Annotated in this window: 19 protein-coding genes; 10 read left to right on the plus strand and 9 right to left on the minus strand. The window is 62.1% G+C overall.

Annotated elements, in window-relative coordinates:
- On the plus strand, window positions 1–487 hold a 487-nt coding region (locus MOV61_RS12495; RefSeq protein WP_247136782.1), incomplete at its 5' end, for an HpcH/HpaI aldolase/citrate lyase family protein.
- Between the two features lie 27 nt (window positions 488–514).
- Window positions 515–1,441: an NADP-dependent oxidoreductase gene (locus tag MOV61_RS12500; RefSeq protein ID WP_247136783.1), complete on the plus strand. Its 927-nt coding sequence runs from the start codon at window positions 515–517 to the stop codon at window positions 1,439–1,441.
- Window positions 1,442–1,502: 61 nt separating this feature from the next.
- On the opposite strand, the gene MOV61_RS12505 is transcribed toward MOV61_RS12500, so the two are convergent.
- The gene (locus MOV61_RS12505) at window positions 1,503–2,309 is read right to left on the minus strand and encodes an aspartate/glutamate racemase family protein (protein ID WP_247136784.1); all 807 of its coding nucleotides are present in this window, start codon (window positions 2,307–2,309) and stop codon (window positions 1,503–1,505) included.
- 98 nt (window positions 2,310–2,407) lie between these two features.
- Between MOV61_RS12505 and MOV61_RS12510 the strand changes: the two genes are divergently transcribed.
- Complete coding sequence (locus MOV61_RS12510; protein WP_247136785.1) at window positions 2,408–2,950, plus strand: winged helix DNA-binding protein; 543 nt, start codon at window positions 2,408–2,410, stop codon at window positions 2,948–2,950.
- Here the strand turns inward: MOV61_RS12510 and MOV61_RS12515 are convergent.
- The 6 genes from MOV61_RS12515 to MOV61_RS12540 form a co-directional block, all read right to left on the minus strand.
- A complete protein-coding gene (locus tag MOV61_RS12515) occupies window positions 2,929–3,720 on the minus strand; it encodes a cyclase family protein (protein WP_247136786.1) in 792 nt (263 codons plus the stop codon). The genes MOV61_RS12510 and MOV61_RS12515 overlap by 22 nt on opposite strands.
- Window positions 3,717–4,961, minus strand: coding sequence for an SDR family NAD(P)-dependent oxidoreductase (locus MOV61_RS12520; RefSeq protein ID WP_247136787.1), 1,245 nt, complete (start codon window positions 4,959–4,961; stop codon window positions 3,717–3,719). The genes MOV61_RS12515 and MOV61_RS12520 overlap by 4 nt, the downstream gene beginning before the upstream one ends.
- Window positions 4,961–6,136, minus strand: coding sequence for a thiolase family protein (locus MOV61_RS12525; protein WP_247136788.1), 1,176 nt, complete (start codon window positions 6,134–6,136; stop codon window positions 4,961–4,963). The genes MOV61_RS12520 and MOV61_RS12525 overlap by 1 nt, the downstream gene beginning before the upstream one ends.
- Entirely contained in the window at window positions 6,136–6,561 is a 426-nt protein-coding gene (locus MOV61_RS12530; protein WP_247136789.1) for an organic hydroperoxide resistance protein, read from the minus strand. Before MOV61_RS12530 ends, MOV61_RS12525 begins: the two co-directional genes overlap by 1 nt.
- A gap of 71 nt (window positions 6,562–6,632) precedes the next feature.
- Window positions 6,633–8,246 (minus strand): AMP-binding protein, encoded by a 1,614-nt coding sequence (locus MOV61_RS12535; protein ID WP_247136790.1) that lies wholly within the window; start codon window positions 8,244–8,246, stop codon window positions 6,633–6,635.
- A gap of 10 nt (window positions 8,247–8,256) precedes the next feature.
- Complete coding sequence (locus tag MOV61_RS12540; protein ID WP_247136791.1) at window positions 8,257–8,685, minus strand: hypothetical protein; 429 nt, start codon at window positions 8,683–8,685, stop codon at window positions 8,257–8,259.
- A 404-nt stretch (window positions 8,686–9,089) separates the two neighbouring features.
- Between MOV61_RS12540 and MOV61_RS12545 the strand changes: the two genes are divergently transcribed.
- From MOV61_RS12545 to MOV61_RS12565, 5 genes are all read left to right on the plus strand, one after another.
- The gene (locus MOV61_RS12545) at window positions 9,090–10,625 is read left to right on the plus strand and encodes an ABC transporter substrate-binding protein (protein WP_038546946.1); all 1,536 of its coding nucleotides are present in this window, start codon (window positions 9,090–9,092) and stop codon (window positions 10,623–10,625) included.
- Window positions 10,626–10,701: 76 nt separating this feature from the next.
- Window positions 10,702–11,718 carry an ABC transporter permease gene (locus MOV61_RS12550; protein WP_247136792.1) on the plus strand — a complete coding sequence of 339 codons (1,017 nt, stop codon included), beginning with the start codon at window positions 10,702–10,704 and terminating at the stop codon, window positions 11,716–11,718.
- A 1-nt stretch (window position 11,719) separates the two neighbouring features.
- On the plus strand, window positions 11,720–12,577 hold the full coding sequence (locus tag MOV61_RS12555) for an ABC transporter permease (protein ID WP_038546947.1): 858 nt from the start codon (window positions 11,720–11,722) through the stop codon (window positions 12,575–12,577).
- Between the two features lies 1 nt (window position 12,578).
- Window positions 12,579–14,456, plus strand: a complete 1,878-nt coding sequence (locus MOV61_RS12560) for an ABC transporter ATP-binding protein (RefSeq protein WP_247136793.1) — start codon at window positions 12,579–12,581, stop codon at window positions 14,454–14,456.
- Entirely contained in the window at window positions 14,456–15,631 is a 1,176-nt protein-coding gene (locus MOV61_RS12565) for an alpha-hydroxy acid oxidase (RefSeq protein WP_247136794.1), read from the plus strand. The genes MOV61_RS12560 and MOV61_RS12565 overlap by 1 nt, the downstream gene beginning before the upstream one ends.
- Window positions 15,632–15,637: 6 nt before the next feature.
- On the opposite strand, the gene MOV61_RS12570 is transcribed toward MOV61_RS12565, so the two are convergent.
- On the minus strand, window positions 15,638–16,351 hold the full coding sequence (locus MOV61_RS12570) for a hypothetical protein (RefSeq protein WP_247136795.1): 714 nt from the start codon (window positions 16,349–16,351) through the stop codon (window positions 15,638–15,640).
- A gap of 371 nt (window positions 16,352–16,722) precedes the next feature.
- Here MOV61_RS12570 and MOV61_RS12575 point away from each other — a divergent pair, with 371 nt between their 5' ends.
- Together MOV61_RS12575 and MOV61_RS12580 are read left to right on the plus strand one after the other, a co-directional pair.
- Window positions 16,723–17,526 carry an ABC transporter substrate-binding protein gene (locus tag MOV61_RS12575; protein WP_038546958.1) on the plus strand — a complete coding sequence of 268 codons (804 nt, stop codon included), beginning with the start codon at window positions 16,723–16,725 and terminating at the stop codon, window positions 17,524–17,526.
- Window positions 17,527–17,603: 77 nt separating this feature from the next.
- Window positions 17,604–18,278, plus strand: a complete 675-nt coding sequence (locus MOV61_RS12580) for an amino acid ABC transporter permease (protein WP_247136796.1) — start codon at window positions 17,604–17,606, stop codon at window positions 18,276–18,278.
- 18 nt (window positions 18,279–18,296) lie between these two features.
- Here MOV61_RS12580 and MOV61_RS12585 read toward each other — a convergent pair whose 3' ends face one another.
- Window positions 18,297–18,812 carry a MarR family winged helix-turn-helix transcriptional regulator gene (locus MOV61_RS12585; protein ID WP_038546963.1) on the minus strand — a complete coding sequence of 172 codons (516 nt, stop codon included), beginning with the start codon at window positions 18,810–18,812 and terminating at the stop codon, window positions 18,297–18,299.
- Between the last annotated feature and the right edge of the window lie 238 nt (window positions 18,813–19,050).

Raw genomic sequence — 19,050 nt, forward strand, 5'->3', positions numbered from 1 at the left:
GGTGCCGCGCGTTTCGACCGCCGCCCAGGCCAAGGCCGCCGTTCTGGCAACCCGCTATCCGCCGATCGGCGAACGCGGTGTCGGACCGGGCCGTGCCGCGGGCTACGGCTACCGCATTCCCGACTATCTGAAGTCGGCGAATGAAAGCCTCGTCCTCGCGATCCAGATCGAGACCGCCGAAGGGCTCGCCAATGTCGAGGAAATCGTTGCGGTCGAAGGCATCGATGTAGTCTTCATCGGCCCCGGCGACCTCTCCGTCTCGATCGGCGCGATAGGGCCGGATGGAGCCGAGAAGCTGGATGCGGCCATTCTCAAGATCACCAAAGCGGCCCGCAAGGCAGGCAAGGCCGTTGGCATCTTCCGCCCCTCCGCCGATGACATCGGTAAATGGACGGAGGCCGGCATCAGCTTCTACCTGCTCTCAAGCGATACGAGGTTTCTCGGCGCCGGGATCGCTGCCGACGTCGCCGCCGCGCGCTCCGCATAAGCCCCATCGATTTCCAGGAGTGACGACGTGAAAGCCATCCAGTACAGCGAACACGGCCCCGCCGATGTGATGCACTATGTCGACCTGCCCGATCCGGTCGCCGGACCGGGCCAGATCCTGGTGAAACTCGAGGCCGCCAGCGTCACGCCTTTCGACTGGAAGCTCCGCGCGGGACATCTGCAAAACCATTTCACGCTGCCCATGCCGAGCGTGCCTGGCCGCGATGGTGGCGGCACGGTGATTTCCGTCGGCGACGGCGTCACGGAATTTGAGATCGGAGACCGTGTCGCAGTCATGGCCGGCGTCTTTGCCCAGGGCGGTTATGCGGAAATGATCGCCGTCGATGAAAAGCATGCTGTGAAGATTCCCGACGGCCTCTCGACCATCGACGCCGTGGCACTCACTAATGCCGGCCTCAGCGCCTGGATTGCGGTGCGCACCGCGGAAGTCAAATCCGGCGACAAGGTTCTCATACATTCCGGTTCCGGTGCGGTCGGCGGGTTGCTCGTCCAGCTCTGCCACCATCTCGGCGCCCATGTCACCGCCACCTGCCGCTCCACGAACCGCAATTATGTCCTCGGCCTCGGCGCCGACCGCGTCGTCGCCCATGACGAGGAGGATTTCTCCGAGATCCTCACCGATCAGGACATCGTCTTCGAACTGATGGGCGGCGAAGTTCACGACAAGTCCTACAAGGTGCTGAAAAAGGGCGGCCATATGGTCTGGCTGGTCGCCGATCCGATCCGGGACCGCGGTGAGGAATTCGGCGTCAAAGTCACCCGTGCGATGATCACCGACGACAAGTCGGCGCTTGAAGCGATGATGGGCCTCGCCGGCACAGGCCTGCTTAAGCCCCAGGTGGCCCGCACCATGCCCTTGTCGGAGGCGGCCGAAGCCCACCGCCTGATGGAAAAAGGCGCCATCTCGCGCGGGCGCCTGATGCTGACCATGTGACGTGCATGTCGCCCAAAAGTGTGACGCGGTTTTGGGATAACGACATGCAGAACGAACAAATTCAAGCGCCGCTCGGAAACAGCGGCGCCTGACGGCCGTTGGCGACGAAAGTCCGGAAATCCTCGACCGCATGCGCGCTGGCGAGCGCACAGAACGGCCCGCGGCTCACCTCGATGCCGCTGATCTTCTGCAACCGCACGTCCATCTCGGCGCTTTTCAGCGCCACCGCCGCGGTATTGACCACCGGCGCATGCAGCACCTTGAACCCGTATTCGCCGCCGACCAGCAGGCCCGGCAGCACGCCTGCCGGCACCACAACATCGGCACCGTCCCGCACCAGCGGCTCGGCGCAGGCGATGAAGTTTTCAAGCATCCGCCGCCGCGCCTCGTCGTCGCCCGCAAAGGCCGCGCTGAAATCCGAAGGTTCGCAGTTCATGCCGGCGACGTGCTTCACCCGGCCGCCGAGGCCGTAGAGGTCGGCCTGCTCGTAATGCCAAGCCTGGAACACGTCATCGAGGGTGACAAGCGCCATGCGCCGCCCGAGCCGTGCCGCGTAATGCATGCAGACCTCGCCGGCACCGATCACCGGAATGCTCAGCGCCGACTTGAGTTCGTAAAGGCCTGGATCCTGAAAATGGCCGATGACGACCGCGTCATATCCGCGGCTCGCCGCCTCCAGCCCGTTGTCGATCGCGATCGCCGCGCAACGGAACTCGGCCAGCCGCCCGAAATGACGATCCGGCGGACTGATGCCGAAGACGTCAACGGTCGTTCCAGGCTCGGCAATACCGTTCAGATAGTCCGAGAGCCGCGTCATATAAGCGGCGCTTGCAGTGGCATCGATGAAGCTCTGCCAGAAGATGCGCATATTTCCCTCGTTTGGTCCGCTTTCGTATGCGGTTTCGCACTCGTCAAAACTAGAATTTAAGGCTTTACTCGCGACGCGATTACAACCCGGAGAGCCACATGATATCGCCTGCCACGCCCGAAAACCCGCTGAGCGATACGGCCCTCGAAATGTCGGAAGCCGCCCTCACCGAATTCGAATGGTCGCTGTGGCGGATTTCCGCCGCCTTCCTGCGCTGGCAGTCGGAATGCTCGAGCGAACTTGCCGGCGCCGGCCTGAGCGGTCTCGATACCGCTATCCTGCACACGATCCGTTACCGTAACAAGCCGAAAGGGCTCGGCGAGATTTCCCGCCTCCTCGGCCGCGACGACACCGCCAACATTCAGTATGCGATCAAGAAGCTCCAGACCCTGCAGCTCATCGAACGCGTCAAGGGCCGCTCCCGCAAGGACACGCTCTACACGCCGACCCGCAAGGGCACCAAGCTCACCCAGGATTACCGGGCTCTGCGGCGGCAGCTTCTCGTGTCGCTGATCCAGAAGATGGAACGTGCGGAACAGGGGCTCGGCGAGGCGACGGAAATGCTGGAACTGCTCACGAGCTTCTATGACACTGCCGCCCGGCGGGTGGCGAGCGGCTCTCATCCCGTCGAGCGTTCCTGAACCAGCGCCAGCACGCGCAGCGGGCTGCCCGAACCGTTCTGGATTTTGAGCGGTGCTGCAACGATCATCGCACCCATGGGCGGAAGCTGGTCGAGATTGGTGAGGCACTGCAGCCCGTAGCGGCCGGCGCCATGCAGGTAATGGTGCGCCGGATAGGGCGGCGAGAAATGCCCCGCCTGGCCGGCATCCGTGCCGATCGTCTCGGTGCCGAAGCCGATGATATCCCGCTCCGCCACCAGAAAGCGCATCACCTCCGCATCTGGTCCGGGCGTATGGGCGCCGTCTGCCTGCAGATTGGCATAGGCGGCACCTGACTTCTTCGACCAGTCGGTGCGCAAGAAGGCCCAGGATCGCGCCGGAATGCGGCCATGTTGTTCTTCCCACTTCACGACATCGGCAACCGTCAGCAGGAAATCCGCATCCTTGGCCACCTGTTGGGAGCAATCGATCACGCAGGCGGGCGCGATCATATCGGCCGGCGGCAGCGTATCGACGGAATTGAGCGGCAGGTCGCGGCCGGTATACCAATGGATCGGCGCATCGAAATGCGTGCCGGTGTGCTCGCCGAAAGAGAGGTTGTTCCAATACCACGCCGGCCCGCCACCGTCGTAACGCGAAATCCGCTCCATCCGGAACGGCGCGGATTGCCCCAGTTCCGGCGGCATGACGATGACCGGAAAATCCGGAGACAAGGTATGGGTGAGATCAACGACGCGCACCGCGCCGCTCGCCAATGCTCCGGCGAATTTGCCCAGAATATCGCCGCTCATTGACCAGCCTCCCGCTCGACGGCTTTCGGATTGTCGAACAGCCGCGCCTCGAAATCCTTGGCGACGTCGCCGACGTAAATGTCTTCCAGTCCGCGCTTCAATCCGTCGAGAACCCCATCGGCCAGAGCCTTTGGCGCCACCTTCGGCGGCGGCACCGCCTGGAACCATTCGGTATCGAGCGGCCCGGTGAATGCATTGACGACCCGGATACCGCCCGGCCGGAGCTCGGTTCGCAGCCATTGCGACAGCGACAGGCACGCGGCATGCGTGGCGGAATGGACGCCGAACTGCGGCGCATTGCTGAGCCCATGAACAGAGAGCACATTGACCCAGGCAACGGCCCCGGCCGCACCGTCGGCGCCGCGCGAGCGCATCACCGGCCCAAAAGCCTGGGCAAGACGCATCAATCCCATCACGGTATGATCCATCGCCTCGCGCGCTATATTGACCGCGCCCGCATGGAAGAGGTGCGCCGGCCGCACGTGATCGGCCGTGTTGATCAGGATCTCCACCTTGGCGCCGATATCCATCGACAGGTCCTGCACCGAACGTTCGCTGGTCAGGTCGAGATCGACGATTTCCACGCCTTCGATCGCCTCCAGCGACGCCTGCTGGTCGAAAGGTTTCCAGCGATCTGTCACGCCGACAAAAATCTTGGACGCTCCCGCTTTCCCAAGAGCCTGCGCCAGCGGCAGCGCAAGTGGGCTGCGCCCATCGGTGATCAAGACCCGACGGTGCTTCGGGTCGGCGGTCATCTCACGCCATTGAGGATCGTCTTCCATGTGCGGCGTCTCCGAAACGGGCTTGGCAAAGAACACGGCCTGTCCGGCCCGGTCCAGCTGCAGGGAAAGCTTGAGCCGACTACCAAGCCCGCCGCAATCGCCATGCAGATGCACGACGGCAATCGGCCCGCAATCGAGCTGAACCAGCCCGGTGCGCCAAGGCATGTGCTCGCGAAAATAAGGATCGCTGGTCACTTCAATGCGGGTCTCCGAGAGCAGCAGACCACCTGTCGGCGCTTCCCGGAACGGCAGGTCTGACGAAAGGCAATTCGGGCAGGCTTCGCGCGCCGGATAGGTGTAGCGCCCGCATTCGCCGCAACATTGCAGCATGAAGCGACCGGTCGCGGCAGCGAGCGTCAGCCCGTGCGCCTTGCGGCTGCGTGCTTGAGGCGGCAGCAGCGGTTGAGTGGTGCGGGCGAGCGGGTTCTTTCGCTTCGGTTTGAGGAAGGGTTCGGTCATCACGCCCTCGCCAGAATGGCGGCCGCAGAGGCGAGCCCGCGGTCGTAGTTGATCATGCCGAAACCTGAAACCAGCCCGAGTTTCGCATCCTCGACCTGCCTGCCTTCCGCTGTCCCCAAAAGCTGGCGCATCGCTTCGGTAATCCCGAGATGCCCGCCCGCCGCGCCCGCCTGGCCGACCGAAAGCTGGCCGCCGGACGTGTTGTGCGGAAAGGATCCGTCCACCGTGAACGTGTGTTGGCGCACGAAATCCGGCCCCTCGCCTTTGGCGCAGAAACCCAGGTCCTCGAACTGCATCATCGAGATCACTGCGTAGTCGTCATAGGTCTGGACAAAATCCATGTCGTCCGGCGCCGAACCGGCCATGCCGTAAAGCTCGTCGCAATCGACCACCCAGCCCCCGCGCACCTGGACCGGATCCTCGGCAAACGCGTTGTGCCGCTCGATCGCCGACAGCAGCCGGACAAAGGGAAGCCCGAGCGACACCGCCGTCTCTTCGCGCATCACCAGAAAGGCCTCCGCACCGGCGCAAGGCATCACGCAATCGAACAGATGGAACGGCTCGGCGATCGGCCGGGCCGACATATATTGTTCCAGCGTCAGCGGCTTTTTCATCAGCGCATCCGGGTTTTTGAGCGCATTGTCGCGCTGGGCGACGCAAAGCTTGCCGAAGTCTTCCCGAGTGGCGCCGTAGCGATCCATGTAGTGGCGTGCGATCAATGCGAAACTCGCATTGGGGCCACCCGCGCCATAGGGATAGGAAGCATCCTGCGCAAAGCGGGAGAAGTTGGCGAGCGTCTTGCGGAACGTATCGACCTGATTGGTGTCGGCTGCGACGCAGGCGACGATATCCGCATCGCCCGCCTGCACCGCCCGCGCCGCGCGGCGGATCGAGGCGATACCTGCGGCGCCGCCCATCGGCAAATGATCGAGCCAGCGCGGCGACAGCCCGAAATGCTGGGTGAGCGCGATTGCCGCATCCGGCCCCATGGTGAAGCTTGCGACCGAAAAGCCATCAAAATCCCGGTGGCTGATGCCGGCGCCTTCCGCCAGCGCCCTCAACGCCTTGCCCATCCACCAGTGCGCGGTCTCGATGGAATAGCGCTGGTAAGGTACCGTCACGGGCACCGCCAGAACCACGCCGTCATAAGACTGCCGCGCGCGGGAAACGACCATCAGGCCACCGTCAGTTTGACGTCGACATTGCCGCGCGTCGCATTGGAATAGGGGCAGCGCTCATGCGCACCGGCGACTACTTCTTCCGCGACTGCGCGCTCGATGCCGGGCAAGGATGCCACCAGTTCCACCGCCAGCGCGTAACCGACCGGCACCGGGCCGATACCGACCTTGGCGGTGATTGAAACGTCATCCGGCAACGCGATCTTGCTCGTTCGCGCCACGAGCTTCACCGCACCAAGGAAGCAGGCCGCATAACCGGCGGCGAAAAGCTGCTCCGGATTGGTTCCCTCGCCTCCAGGGCCACCGAGCCCTTTCGGCACCGAAAGATTGACCGCGAAACTGCCATCAGCGCTCTGCGCTTTTCCTTCCCGGCCACCATGCGCGGTAACGGACGTCTCATAGAGGATCTTTTCCGGGGTCATGCGTGCCTCCATATCGTGATTTAAGCTGTGATTTATGCTATATCAGAACTGACGAGGAACCGTAAGGGAGTTCATCCGGCTTTGCGGATCGACGCCTTCAGCTTCCTGAGGTCGATCGCCGAACCATCCTCGACCGCCTTTGCCGCCATCGTCTTGATCTCGCCGCGCTGCAGCTTCTGGGTCGAACTCACCGGCAGCCTTTCGACGAAGACCACGTAGCCGGGAAGTTTGTGATAGGCGATATGGGCGCCGGCGGCCTCGATGATCCGCGTTGCCTTTTCCGCCGGCTCGCCCGTGCCGGCGGCCTCGCCTTCGACGATGAAGGCAAAAACCTCTTCGCCGCGCAGATCGTCCGGCACCGGCGTTACCGCCGAGGCCTTGACCGCCGGATCCTTGGCAAGGGCCGCTTCCACTTCCAGCACCGCGATGTTCTCGCCGCTGCGCCGCACGATGCTCTTCTTGCGGTCGAAGAAATAGAGAAGCCCCTTCTCGTCGGCATAAACGACGTCGCCGGTATGGAACCAGCCATCCTCCCAGGCCTCCTCGGTCGCCTTCTCATCCTTCAAATAGCCGCTGAAGAAACCGTCGCGCGGGTTCGCGCCTTGGGCACGCACCAGCAGTTCGCCAGGCTTGCCGATCTCCGCATCATGCCCCGCATCATCGACGATCCGAAAATCCATGCCGGCACGCGGCCGGCCGATGCAGCGCAGGCCTGGCGTATAATCGTCCGCCGCGGTGGTGGTCACGGCCCGGCCGCCGGTTTCGGTCATCGCCCAGGCTTCGACGATCGGGATGCCGTAGCGCTTCTCGAATTCGATCTTGTGCCGGGCATCGACGCCCGGTCCCAGCGCGAATTTCACCTTGTGTGCCCGCTCTGCTTCGACGGTCGGGAGCTGCAGCAGGATCGCTGGGATGACGCCGAGACAATGAATGATCGTCGCGCCGGAATCGGCGATCGACGCCCACCAGCTGCTCGAATGGAACCGGTCGAGCGGCACGATCGCGCCACGCTTCATGATCATGCCGACAGCCGTGCAGCCAAGCGCGTTCATGTGGAACATCGGCAACGGCGTCAGCGCCACTTCGGCTCCCTCGCCCATTTCGGCGATGCCGCCCTGCGTCGTGTACCATTCGGCGATGCCGATGAAATAGGCGTTCGAAAGGATGCAGCCCTTCGGCTTGCCGGTGCTGCCGGAGGTGAACAGCAGCGCACATTCGGCATCCGGGTCGCCGGGTCGTGCCTCGCGTGTTTCAGGCGAAGGCGGAATGTCGTCGCCGGCAACGATCACCGTCACCTTGCCGGGCGAGATGTCCCGCAGATCATCCAGTCGCTCACGGATGACCACCATCAACGGAGCCTCCGCCAGGTCGAGCTGGAAGAGCAGCTCGTCGCGGCGCAGGTCGGGATTGATCGGCACGATCGAGGCGCCGATCGCGTTCAGCGCCAGCCAGTAGTCGAAGAATTCCGGACGGTTTTCGAGGAGGAGGGCGACGCGAGCCCCGATCCCATATCCTGCCGCCGCGAACTTCTGCTTCAGAAGACCGGCGCGGGTAAAAACCTCGCCATAGCTATGGCGAAAGCCCTCGGGCGCATAAGGCAGTTTGGCGCTGGCCGGCGCGATCAGCATCGGCGCATCCGGTTTTTTCAGCGCCTGGTTCTCGAATAGGAGATAGGGAGAATGCATGGCTCTGTCCTTATGCCCGTTCCAGGATGCCCTTGATCAGGAACATCTCGGCTTCGTGGATCGTGCCGAACTGGATCCATTCCGCATCCGTCTGCGTCTCCAGCCGCCAGGTCAGCAACGTCACCACGCACTTGTCCGGCCCCATGCGCAGCAGTTCGCCCGGGATAACGCGAGACATGTTGCGGAACTGCATGGCTTCCTTGGCCGCACCGACCTCGTAATCCACCTGGAAGCGGGCACGGTCGACATCGAGCCGCACGAATGTCTGTTTCCCCGTGAAGGTCGAGGTGCCGACGAAGAGGCCGGGCTCGACCTCTGTTCGGTTGAGGCTGCCCCACGCCCACTGGCCCTGTTTCAGCCCGTCCGACATCAGTTCGAAGGCGACCGCCGCGGGGCGTTCCACCATGATGCTGCTGGAATGACAATGCGGATCGATCATGAGCGTCCCTCTTTCAGTCGCGTTGAGGCGTCATTCGTCTAAAAGACATTTTAAGCATAAAATAATTGGAAAGGACGTCAACGACTTTTTACGAGGCCGGGTTTCAGCTTGCTCCGTCAGTGATCGTCTCTCATCAAATTCTCAACCTGAAGGCAACCAAAAGCCCGGCACTACCGGCCCTCCACACGCAGAAGTCGACGGAGTTCTCAATTTCCGACGATAAGAAATTTTAGGCTTGAAGTAATTTATACCTCGTTCTACGATCCCCTCAATTGTTAAGGGGACGACCGCAAAAAGCGGCATCGAAAATCAACAGAAGCCCCTGGCAGGATTGCAGGCTTGCGTTTCACTAACCGCCGCAGGTCCGTCGGTCGCGATCGACGGGCAAAACCAGAGGGATCGTCATGACTTTTGAAATCGACCGCAGAAATCTCCTGCAGATGCTCGGCCTTGCCGCGGTCAGCGGCTCCGTGCTTTCGCAGGCCACAATCGCTTTCGCCGCAGACACCGACAACGTCACCATTGGCTGGCCGTCCGACGTGCCGTCCTGGGACCCGAACCTTCGCTTCGTCCCGGATGCACAGCCGCTCTTCAAGATGGTTTTCGACCAGCCGCTCGATCAGTCACCGGACCTGAAGCTCATCGGCAATCTCATCACCAAATGGGAACTGAAACCGGACGGTCTTTCGATGCCCTTCGAGATCCGCAGCGGCGTGAAGTTCCACAACGGCGATCCGATGACGATGGAGGATTTCAAATATACCTTCGTCGATCGCATCAAATCCGGCCTCAAGCTCGATATCGCCAATTCCTGGCGCACCCTCACCGACATCGAGATCCTGTCGCCGACATCGGGCGTGATGAAGTTCTCCGCCCCGACCCCGACCGCGCCGCAGTGGCTGGCTTTTCTCGGCAGCTATCTCGTGCCGAAGAAGTATATCGAATCCGTCGGGCCGGAAGAATTCGCCAAGAAGCCGGTCGGCACCGGCCCCTACAAGCTGGTCGACTACCAGATGAATTCGCGCATCGTGCTGGAGCGCAACGACGACTATTTCGGCACCAAGCCGAAGATCAAGCGCGTCACGATCGACATCATCAAGGATCCGTCGGCCCGTACCGCAGCCATCCAGTCCGGCCAGGTGGACCTCACCGTCAACATTCCGGTCCGTGAAGCCGAGCGCCTCGGCAAGACCGAGGGCCTGACCGCCGAGATCAACCCCTTCACCCGTCTGATCCTCCTCCAGATGCGCAACGACAAGGGGTTTACGGACATGGCCGTCCGCCTTGCAGCCCATCACGCGATCGACAAGGCAGCGCTCTCCAAGGCCTTTTACGGCGGCGCGGCCGTGCCGCTCTCCGTCCCGGCCACGCCCGGCACGCCGGGCTACCTTCCCGACTACAAGTTCGCGTACGATCCGGAACTGTCGAAGAAGCTTTTGGCCGATGCGGGTTACACGGCGGACAAGCCGGCAACCTTTACGCTTGCCGCCACCAACGGCCAGTTCCCAAGCGATTTCGATATCGCCCGGGCGCTGGTACAGATGTGGCAGAAGGTCGGCCTGAAGGTCGAACTGCAGCAGATCGAATATTCCAAGTATTTCGAACTGAATCGTGGCGGCCAGCTGCCGGAAGCGACCCTCTACAGCTTCGACAACGCCACCGGCGACCCGGAAATCTTCTCCGGTTATCTGATGAACCCGAAGATGCCGTTCGGTGCCTGGAAGGGTCCGGAGATCGGCGACAAGATCCTGAAACTCTTTGTCGAACCGGTCTACGAGAAGCGCATTGCCGGTTATAAGGCCGTCGCGCAGGAAGCTGTCGAGACCGGCGCCAACATTCCGATCCTGCAGAGCGTCCAGACGCTGGTGCGCAAGAAGAGCCTGAACTACGTCAAATATGGTAATGCCTGGGTTCTGGGCAGCACCATGTCCTGGTCCTGATACCGACTGACCTCGCCATCCTGGGGTCCGGGTACGCCCGGACCCATTCCTTCACATCGTCATACGGGGCATGCGCATGTTTGCGACCATTGCCAAGCTCTTGGTAAAGCGTGTCCTCACCGCGATACCGATCCTGCTGCTTGTTTCTGCGCTTCTCTTCTGCATCCTGCGCATCCTGCCGGTTGATCCCGCCGCCATGTCCCTGCCACCCAATGCGACGGTTCAGGAAGTGGAGGCCATGCGCACCGAAATGGGGCTCAATCTGCCGCTCTATCAGCAGTATGGCATATGGCTGAACAAGCTCTTCCACGGCGATATCGGCCGCTCCATCCATTTCCGCCAGAATGTAACAAGCCTGATCGGCTCGACACTGCCCGCCACCGTTGAACTGGCTCTCATCGCCATGGTGGTCGCCACCGTCTTCGGCCTCGCGGGCGGCCTTTTTCTGTTTTACGTGCGCGGCACCCGCGCCGAAGCGGTGATGGATTTCATTTCGATCCTGTTGCTCTCGCTTCCGGAATTCCTCTGGAGCCTGTTCCTGCTCCTCATATTCGGCGTCTTTTTCGAGGTCCTGCCCTTCACCGGCCGCCTCAGCCCCGGCTTCGAGCGCCCGGTCGTCACCGGCTTCCTGCTGTTCGACAGCCTGATCACCGGAAAGATCTCGACCTTCTTCAACGCGCTGGAACACATGATCCTGCCTTGCCTGGCGCTCGGCATCGCGCTGTCGCCATCCCTGATGCGCGTGCTGCGCTCCAGCCTGCTCGATGCTTATCAGGACGACTACATCCAGCAGGCTCGGCTTCGCGGGCTTTCCGAAAAGCGCATCCTGATCCGCCACGGCCTCAAGAACGCCATCCTCCCGACCCTGAGCCTGATGGGCGTGCAGTTCGGCTTCCTGTTCGGCGGCACGCTGCTGGTAGAGATCATCTATTCCTATCCGGGCATGGGCAACCTGATGGTCGATGCAATCCGCAACGCCGACCTGCCGATCATCCAGGGTGCGGGGCTCACCTATTGCGTCGCAGTTCTGGTGATCAGCATCGTGGTCGACAGCCTCTATCTGATCCTCAACCCGAAACTGAGGGTGCGTTGATATGCGACCGCTTCCGCTCTGGCTGAGATCCGGCCGCGTCCAGACAGGCCTCGTCATCATTTTCATTCTGGCCGTCTGCGCGATCTTTGCGCCTTATCTGGCGCCGAACGATCCGAATGAGCAGAACCTCCTCTCGATCCTCACGCCACCCGTGTGGGTCGATGGCGGTGATGCGATGTTTCCGCTCGGCACCGACAGCCTCGGCCGCTGCGTCCTCTCCCGCCTGATTTTTGGCGCCCGCGTCGCGCTCACCGTGGCGTTTACAGCCTCGATCGGCGCGATGATCATCGGCGCCTTCTTCGCCCATGTCGCCGGTTATTTCGGCGGCTGGGTCGATTGGGTGATCGGCCGCATCGTTGAGATCTGGCTCTCCTTCCCGCCGGTCATCCTGTCCCTCATCCTCATGGTCGGTCTCGGCACCGGCCTGCGCAACGTCGTGCTCGCCATCGTCCTGGTCGACTGGACGCGTTTCTGCCGCGTACTGCGAAGCGAAGTGATCGTGCTTCGCCGGCGCGACTACGTTTCGGCCGCCCAGCTCGTCGGTTTCTCGCACTGGCGCACCATCACCCGCGAAATCCTGCCCGGCACCCTGCCGCTGCTCATCACCCTGATGAGCCTCGAAATGGGCGTCGCCATCATCGTCGAGGCGATCCTTTCCTTTGTCGGCATGAGCGTCGGCTCGGAAACCGCCGCCTGGGGCCAGATGATCGCCGATGCCCGCCAGAACATCTACGAGGCCCCGTTTAACCTGATCGCCCCGATCTTCGCGATCTTCTTCGCAGTATTCGGTTTCAATATCCTCGGAGATGGCCTGCGCCGCACCCTCGATACGCGCCTGACCCAGACGGAGCGCACCTGACATGGCCATTCCCTCGCCCAAAAATCCCATTCTTTCGGCGCAAAACCTTTGCGTTGAATCGGTAGGAGCCAAGGAAAGCTTCCCGGTCCTGACCGACCTCAACTTCTCGCTGGAGCCCGGCAAGATCCTCGGCCTGGTCGGCGAATCCGGTGCCGGCAAGTCGATGATCGGCCGCACCATCTCGCAATACCTGCCGAACGGCTTTGCGGTTACCAAAGGTACGCTCGCCTTCGATGGCGAAGATCTGGTGAGCATGCTGCCGGAACGCCGCCGCAGCCTGCTCGGCCGCGAGATCGCCTTTATCCCGCAGGAGCCGCTTTCTGGCCTCAACCCAGTGCTGACGGTCGGCCAGCAGATCAAGGAACACCTTCTGCGGATCGGCCTTGCCCCCGGTGAAAACTGGCGCGAGCGGGCGCTGAAGGAGTTCGAATCCGTACATCTGCCGCATGGCGCGGCGCTGCTCGAAAAATACCCGCATCAGCTTTCCGGAGGCATGTGCCAGCGCATCCTGATCGCCATGGCCTTTGCCAGCCGCCCGCGGCTGCTGATCGCCGACGAACCGACCACCGCGCTGGATGTCACCATCCAGGCCCGGATCGTCAAGCTGATCGCCGAAATGCAGAAGCGCGACGGCACCGCGGTGATCTTCATCACCCACGACCTGCGCCTCGCCTCGCAGATCAGCGACGAGATCATGGTGCTTTATGCCGGCCGGCCGGCCGAGCGCGGGCCCGCCAAGCAGCTGTTCTCGGCGCCGGCTCATCCCTATACGCGCTGCCTGCAGCTCGCCAATCCGACCATTACCGGCCCGCGCCGCGGCCTCTTCATCCTGCCCGAGCGCATGCCGGGCCTGCGGGTGCTGAAGGAGTTGAAGGGCTGCCGTTTCGCCTCGCGCTGTCCGAACGCGATCGAGGCCTGCACCCGGGCCGAACCGCCGCTGACCGATATCGGGCCGAACCATATCGCCGCCTGCATCCGCACCGAAAAAACACCGGACATCGTACCGCCGCCGCTGGCACCCGGCCGCGAGATCGCATCGAGCAAGATCCATCTCAATGGCGAGAAGCTCACCAAGGCCTACACGACAGCCTGGAGCCCGTTTGCCAAGCGCAGCGCCTTCAAGGCGGTCAACAGCGTCGATTTTGCGCTCGGCGAGGGTGAGTTCGTCGGCATCGTCGGCGAAAGCGGCAGCGGCAAGAGCTCGCTCGCCCGCCTCGTCGTCGGCCTCGATACGCCGACCGGCGGCAAGATCACGCTGGCCGGCCGCGACATCACCGCCAATGGCAATGCCGACCGGGCCTATCGCCGCGAATACATCCAGATGGTCTTCCAGGACCCGCAATCGGCACTCAACCCGCGCCGGCGGATCGGCAGCATCGTCACCCAGGCGAACGAGGCGAGCGGATTGCACAACAGCACCCGCGAGCGCATGGACCGTGCCGCCGAATTGTTGAAGGAAATCGGCCTGCCGCCGGATGCGGCGATGCGTTTTCCCTCGCAACTTTCGGGCGGCCAGAAGCAGCGCGTCAATATCGCCCGCGCCCTTTGCACGCTACCGCGCATCCTTGTCGCCGACGAGATCGTTTCGGGCCTCGACGTCTCGGTTCAGGCCCAGCTTCTCGACCTCCTGCTGAAACTGCGTGACGAACACGGCTTCTCGATGCTGTTCATCAGCCACGACCTGTCCGTCGTTCGTTATCTCTGCGATCGGGTGATGGTCATGTATCGCGGCGAGGTGGTGGAAAGTGGCCGGACGGAAACCGTGTTTGCCAATCCGCAGCACGCCTATACCCGCAGCCTGCTCGCCGCCGTGCCACCGGACGACGTCAATGCGGAATGGTCGCCGGTGCTTGCGGAAGCCGGCTATCAGGTCGAGTGATGGCGTTCGCCGGACGCAGATATTACAGCGGCCGGGATGTAGACCGCGCCGTCACCATCGCCGATCTGCAGGCCATGGCGCGACGCCGCCTGCCGGCCTTCGTCACCGAATATCTCGAGGGCGGCGCCGAGGACGAATGGACGCTTCGCCGCAACCGCGAAGCCTTTTCGGAAATCGAATTTCGGCCCTCGACGCTGACCGGCGTCGGTATACCCGATCTTTCGACGACGATCTTCGGCCGCAAGATGCGGCTTCCCTTCATCATCGCACCGACCGGTTTCAATGGCCTGTTCCAATATCAGGGAGATCGGCTGCTTGCCGAAGCCGCCGCCAAAGCGGGCGTGACCTTCACCCAGAGCACTGTCTCCAACATGCGGATCGAGGAGCTTTCCGGCATCCCCAATCTCTCCCACTGGATGCAGCTCTATGTCTTCCGCTCGCAGGCCTTCATGGACGAACTGGTCGGGCGCGCCGAAAAAGCCGGCTGCCAGGCGCTGATGGTGACGACCGATGCTGCGACCTTCGGCAACCGCGAATGGGACCGCCGCAACTACCGCTCCGGCATGGACCCGACTTTCCGCCACAAGCTAGATATCCTCTGTCATCCGCGCTGGGCGTTGTCGGTCATGGCACGCGGCATTCCGCCCTTCGGCAATCTGCTCGATTTTCTGCCGGCCGACCAGCAGACCTTCGCTCGCACGGCCATCTGGTCGCGCGAACAGGTGGAGCCGGACCTTCACTGGAGCCATATCCGCCGCTTGCGGAAAATCTGGAAAAAGCCGCTGATCGTCAAAGGCGTCATTACGCTGCGCGATGCCGAACTGGCCGCCGACGCGGGAGCCGATGGCATCGTTATCAGCAATCACGGTGGTCGTCAGCTTGACGGTGCGCCATCGCCGATCACCATTCTGCCGAAGATCGCGGGCAAGCTGAAAGGCAGGATCACCATCCTTGCCGACAGCGGTTTTCGCCGCGGCACGGATATCGTCAAGGCTTTGGCGCTCGGTGCCGATGCGGTGATGACCGGCCGCGCAACACTTTATGGCCTCGCAGCCGGCGGTGAGGCTGGCGCGGCCCGCGCCATCACCATCCTCGAAGAGGAAATTCGCCGCACCATGGCGCTTCTCGGCTGCCGTTCGGTCGCGGATCTCGACCGCGACCATATAAAGTTCTGAGCTGTCTCACCGTCCGTCAGGGACGATGATCTGCGTCTCCATCGGAAAGTGCGAATTGCCGCCTTCGAAGGGCGGGAAGGTCTTGAAGTCCTCGCGCATGGCGATGCGTGCCGGCGACTGCAGCGCTGCCTGAAGTGCGACAGGACTATCGAACATCACCCGGTTGCGCTGCATGTGGTTGACCCGCTCCCAGGGCAGAAACCCGCACCAGTCGACCCGTGACAGGACCTCGATCTTGCGGATCCCCGGAAAAGTGCGCATCACCTGCGGGTGATGACTGACATAGTGGTGCATCCACACGTTCAGGTCTTCAGCCGGGCCGGTATAATGGACCACGTAGGAACAGGGATTGCCGTTCTTTTCTACATCAAGCCTGGCATCGTCGACCGGAAAGTGTCGCGCATACATGGCCTGCTGAGTGCCCCTGGCACCGCGAATGCTCGACAGCACGCCCGAAGCCGCAAGCTGATGCAGGTGGCCGGTCGGCGCCATCGCGTCTTCCAGGTCGGTCAACTCGTTGAAATAGAGCTGCATGCCGAAGATCGGAGACTGCTCGTCCTTGTTGTACATGTCCTTGGTGACCTCAGGCGTGTAGAGGTTGGCCGTGGTCAGCCCGGGTGTCAGCTTGATGATCTCGGAGGCGGTCTCGACATCCGCCTTGCTCACGGCGAGCTGGCTTCCGTCGACATTCTCGAAAAAGGCGAAATAGGCAAAACGCATGGCTCGGCTTCCTGCTTCTCTTTAAGGGACCGCAACAATTGCCAGCGGCCTCTGTTCCCCGGTCGTGGCTCACTATCGAACCGTCGGAAAGAAAAAACAAGTTTAAACCTAAACTATTTTGAGCCATGATTCAGCCACCCGGACAACCGGTCTGGACATGATTTAAGCTTCAATCTTTCCCCTTGAAACTTGCCGGATTTTCCATCACGATCCGCTTCCAGGCGCGTTGAAAGAGGATATGAGACGCCGCCGGATAGCTCTTGGGAAAGGGCCCGCTCAGGTCACTTCATCTACCAACGATCAAGAAGAATTCGCATCCGATCCGGCAGGGAAAAACAGCCGCCGGTCACCAAAACAGAGGGAACGCAATCATGACCACGACCCTTTTCCGCCGCGCCTTTTTTGGCCTTGCGGGTGCCGCGGCGCTGTCCGTCGCGAGCGCCGGCTTTGCCTCCGCGGCATCGCTTGCCGTCGGCTCCTATCCGAGCAATCCGCCCTTCGAATACAAGACGGCTGCGGGTACGTTCGAGGGTTTCGAAGTCGATATCGTCAACGAAGTCGCCAAGCGTCTCGGCATGACGGTCGAAATTTCCGACCTCGGCTTCCAGGCGCTCTTTGCGGCCACCTCTTCGAAGCGTATCGATGTGGCGATCTCCTCGATCACCATCACCAAGGAACGCCTCGGCAGCCAGTCCTTCACCCAGGCCTATTATGACGCCGACATGGGCATTGCCACCCGCAAGGAAGCGACCGTTTCCAAGGTCGAAGACCTGAAGGGCAAGGTCGTCGGCGTGCTCGCCGGTTCCACCGGCGACAAGTGGGCCAAGGACAACAAGGAAAAGTACGGCATCACCGACATCAAGAGCTACAATGCCCAGCAGGACCTGCTGATGGACCTCTCCGCCGGTCGTGCCGATGTGGCCGTCAGCGACGTCCCGGGCATGGAATACGCCTTCCTCAAGATGAAAGACCTCGCCGTCAAGGTGCGCATCAAGACCGGCGAACAGTACGGCCTGATGATGACCAAGGATCACCCGCTGCTGGCCAAGGCGAACGACGCGATCACCGCCATGAAGAAGGACGGCACTCTGGCCGCGATCCACAAGAAGTGGTTCGGCTCCGATCCGGCGGCCGGTTCCGCTTCCGCCGTCGAACAGCCGCTGCCGAAGCCCTGAGCCGGCTACCGATAATATACCCTAGTCATGCCGGCCGGCGACGGCCGGCTTTTTCGTGAGCGTAAAGGCACCAGGAAATGACCCTCCTCGATACATTCTTCAACCTCGGGGTTCTCGGCGACGCATTTCCAGCGCTGCTGCGTGGATTGATCAACACCTTCCTGCTCGGCGTCGCGGGCATTGGCATCGGCATTCCGATCGGGTTGGTGATCGCGCTTCTGCGCCTCTACGGGCCAAAGCCGGTGCGTTATCTGACGGTGTTTTATATCGACATCTTTCGCGCGGCGCCGATGCTGGTGGTGCTGATCCTCATCTACTACGCGCTGCCGTTCGTCGGCATCCGCCTGTCCTCCTGGACGTCCGCCGGCCTCGCCTTCTCGATCGTCATGGCAGCCTATTCGGCTGAAATTTTCCGCTCCGGCATCGAGGGCATTGCGCGCGGTCAGTTCGAGGCGGCGGCGGCCCTCGGCCTGCCTTTCTTCGTCACGCTGCGCAAGGTCGTGCTGCCGCAGGCGATCCGCATCGTCATTCCGCCGATGACCAATAACTGCGTCTCGATGTTCAAGGACACGTCGCTCGCCTCAACCGTCGCGCTGCCGGAGCTTCTCAAGGAGGCGACGGACGCTCAGGCGCTCTATGCCAACCCGACGCCGCTGATCGGGGCTGCGCTGATCTACATCGCCTTCCTCTGGCCGATGGTGCGGCTGGTCAATCTGCTCGAACAGAGGTTCAACAAGGAAAAGAAGCGCTGACGCCGGAGACGGCGAGGCCTATTCGAAGGCGGCGCCGGAGAGGTGATTGTTGGCGGAAGCCTTGACCGTGCCGATCTCCGACCAGAGCGCCGCAACCGCATCCGGGTCGATATCCGCCATCATGTCCTGCAGCCAGCCTTCGTGCGCCGCGGCCATCGCCGCAAACAGTGTCACACCCGCCTCGGTCAGTTTTGCCACGGTCACGCGCCGGTCGCCCTGCGGCGTAACCCGCTGAACGTAACCATCGGCTTCGAGCCTCTCGACGAGCCCGGTGACATTGCCGTTGGTGACCATGGTGCGCTTGGAAAGCTCGCCGAGACGAAGCCCGTCCTTCTCCCGATAAAGCTGCGCCATCAGGTCGAACTGCGGCAGCGTCGCGCCGAACTCGGCGCGCAGGCGGCGGCGGATTTCCTGGCTGATCAGCTTGGTGGTCGACAGCATCCGCAGCCACAGGCGCAGCTCGGGCTTAGACCGCCCATGGGCGCCCTGGACGATGATCTCCAGATCGACGCCGACCGCTTCTGCTTCTACCATTTCGAATGTTGCCTCTGTAACCGATCCACCGTCTAGAAGCAGATATTTGAAATGTCAAAGGTTCGTGCTGCGACCATTATTGGGAACGGCGCTCGCCAGCCCACGTGACTGGCCCGATCATCACCCCATCATTAGCCGTCATCCGCGTCCATTATTTATTCATATGCATACATTTTCTGAAAACAGCATCAAGAACAGGCAATCTGTCGATAAGCGGATAGCTACTCATGCTTGCCCT

Origin of the sequence: Neorhizobium sp. BETTINA12A (genome assembly GCF_023006485.1) — a bacterium.
In the GTDB taxonomy this organism is placed as follows: domain Bacteria; phylum Pseudomonadota; class Alphaproteobacteria; order Rhizobiales; family Rhizobiaceae; genus Neorhizobium.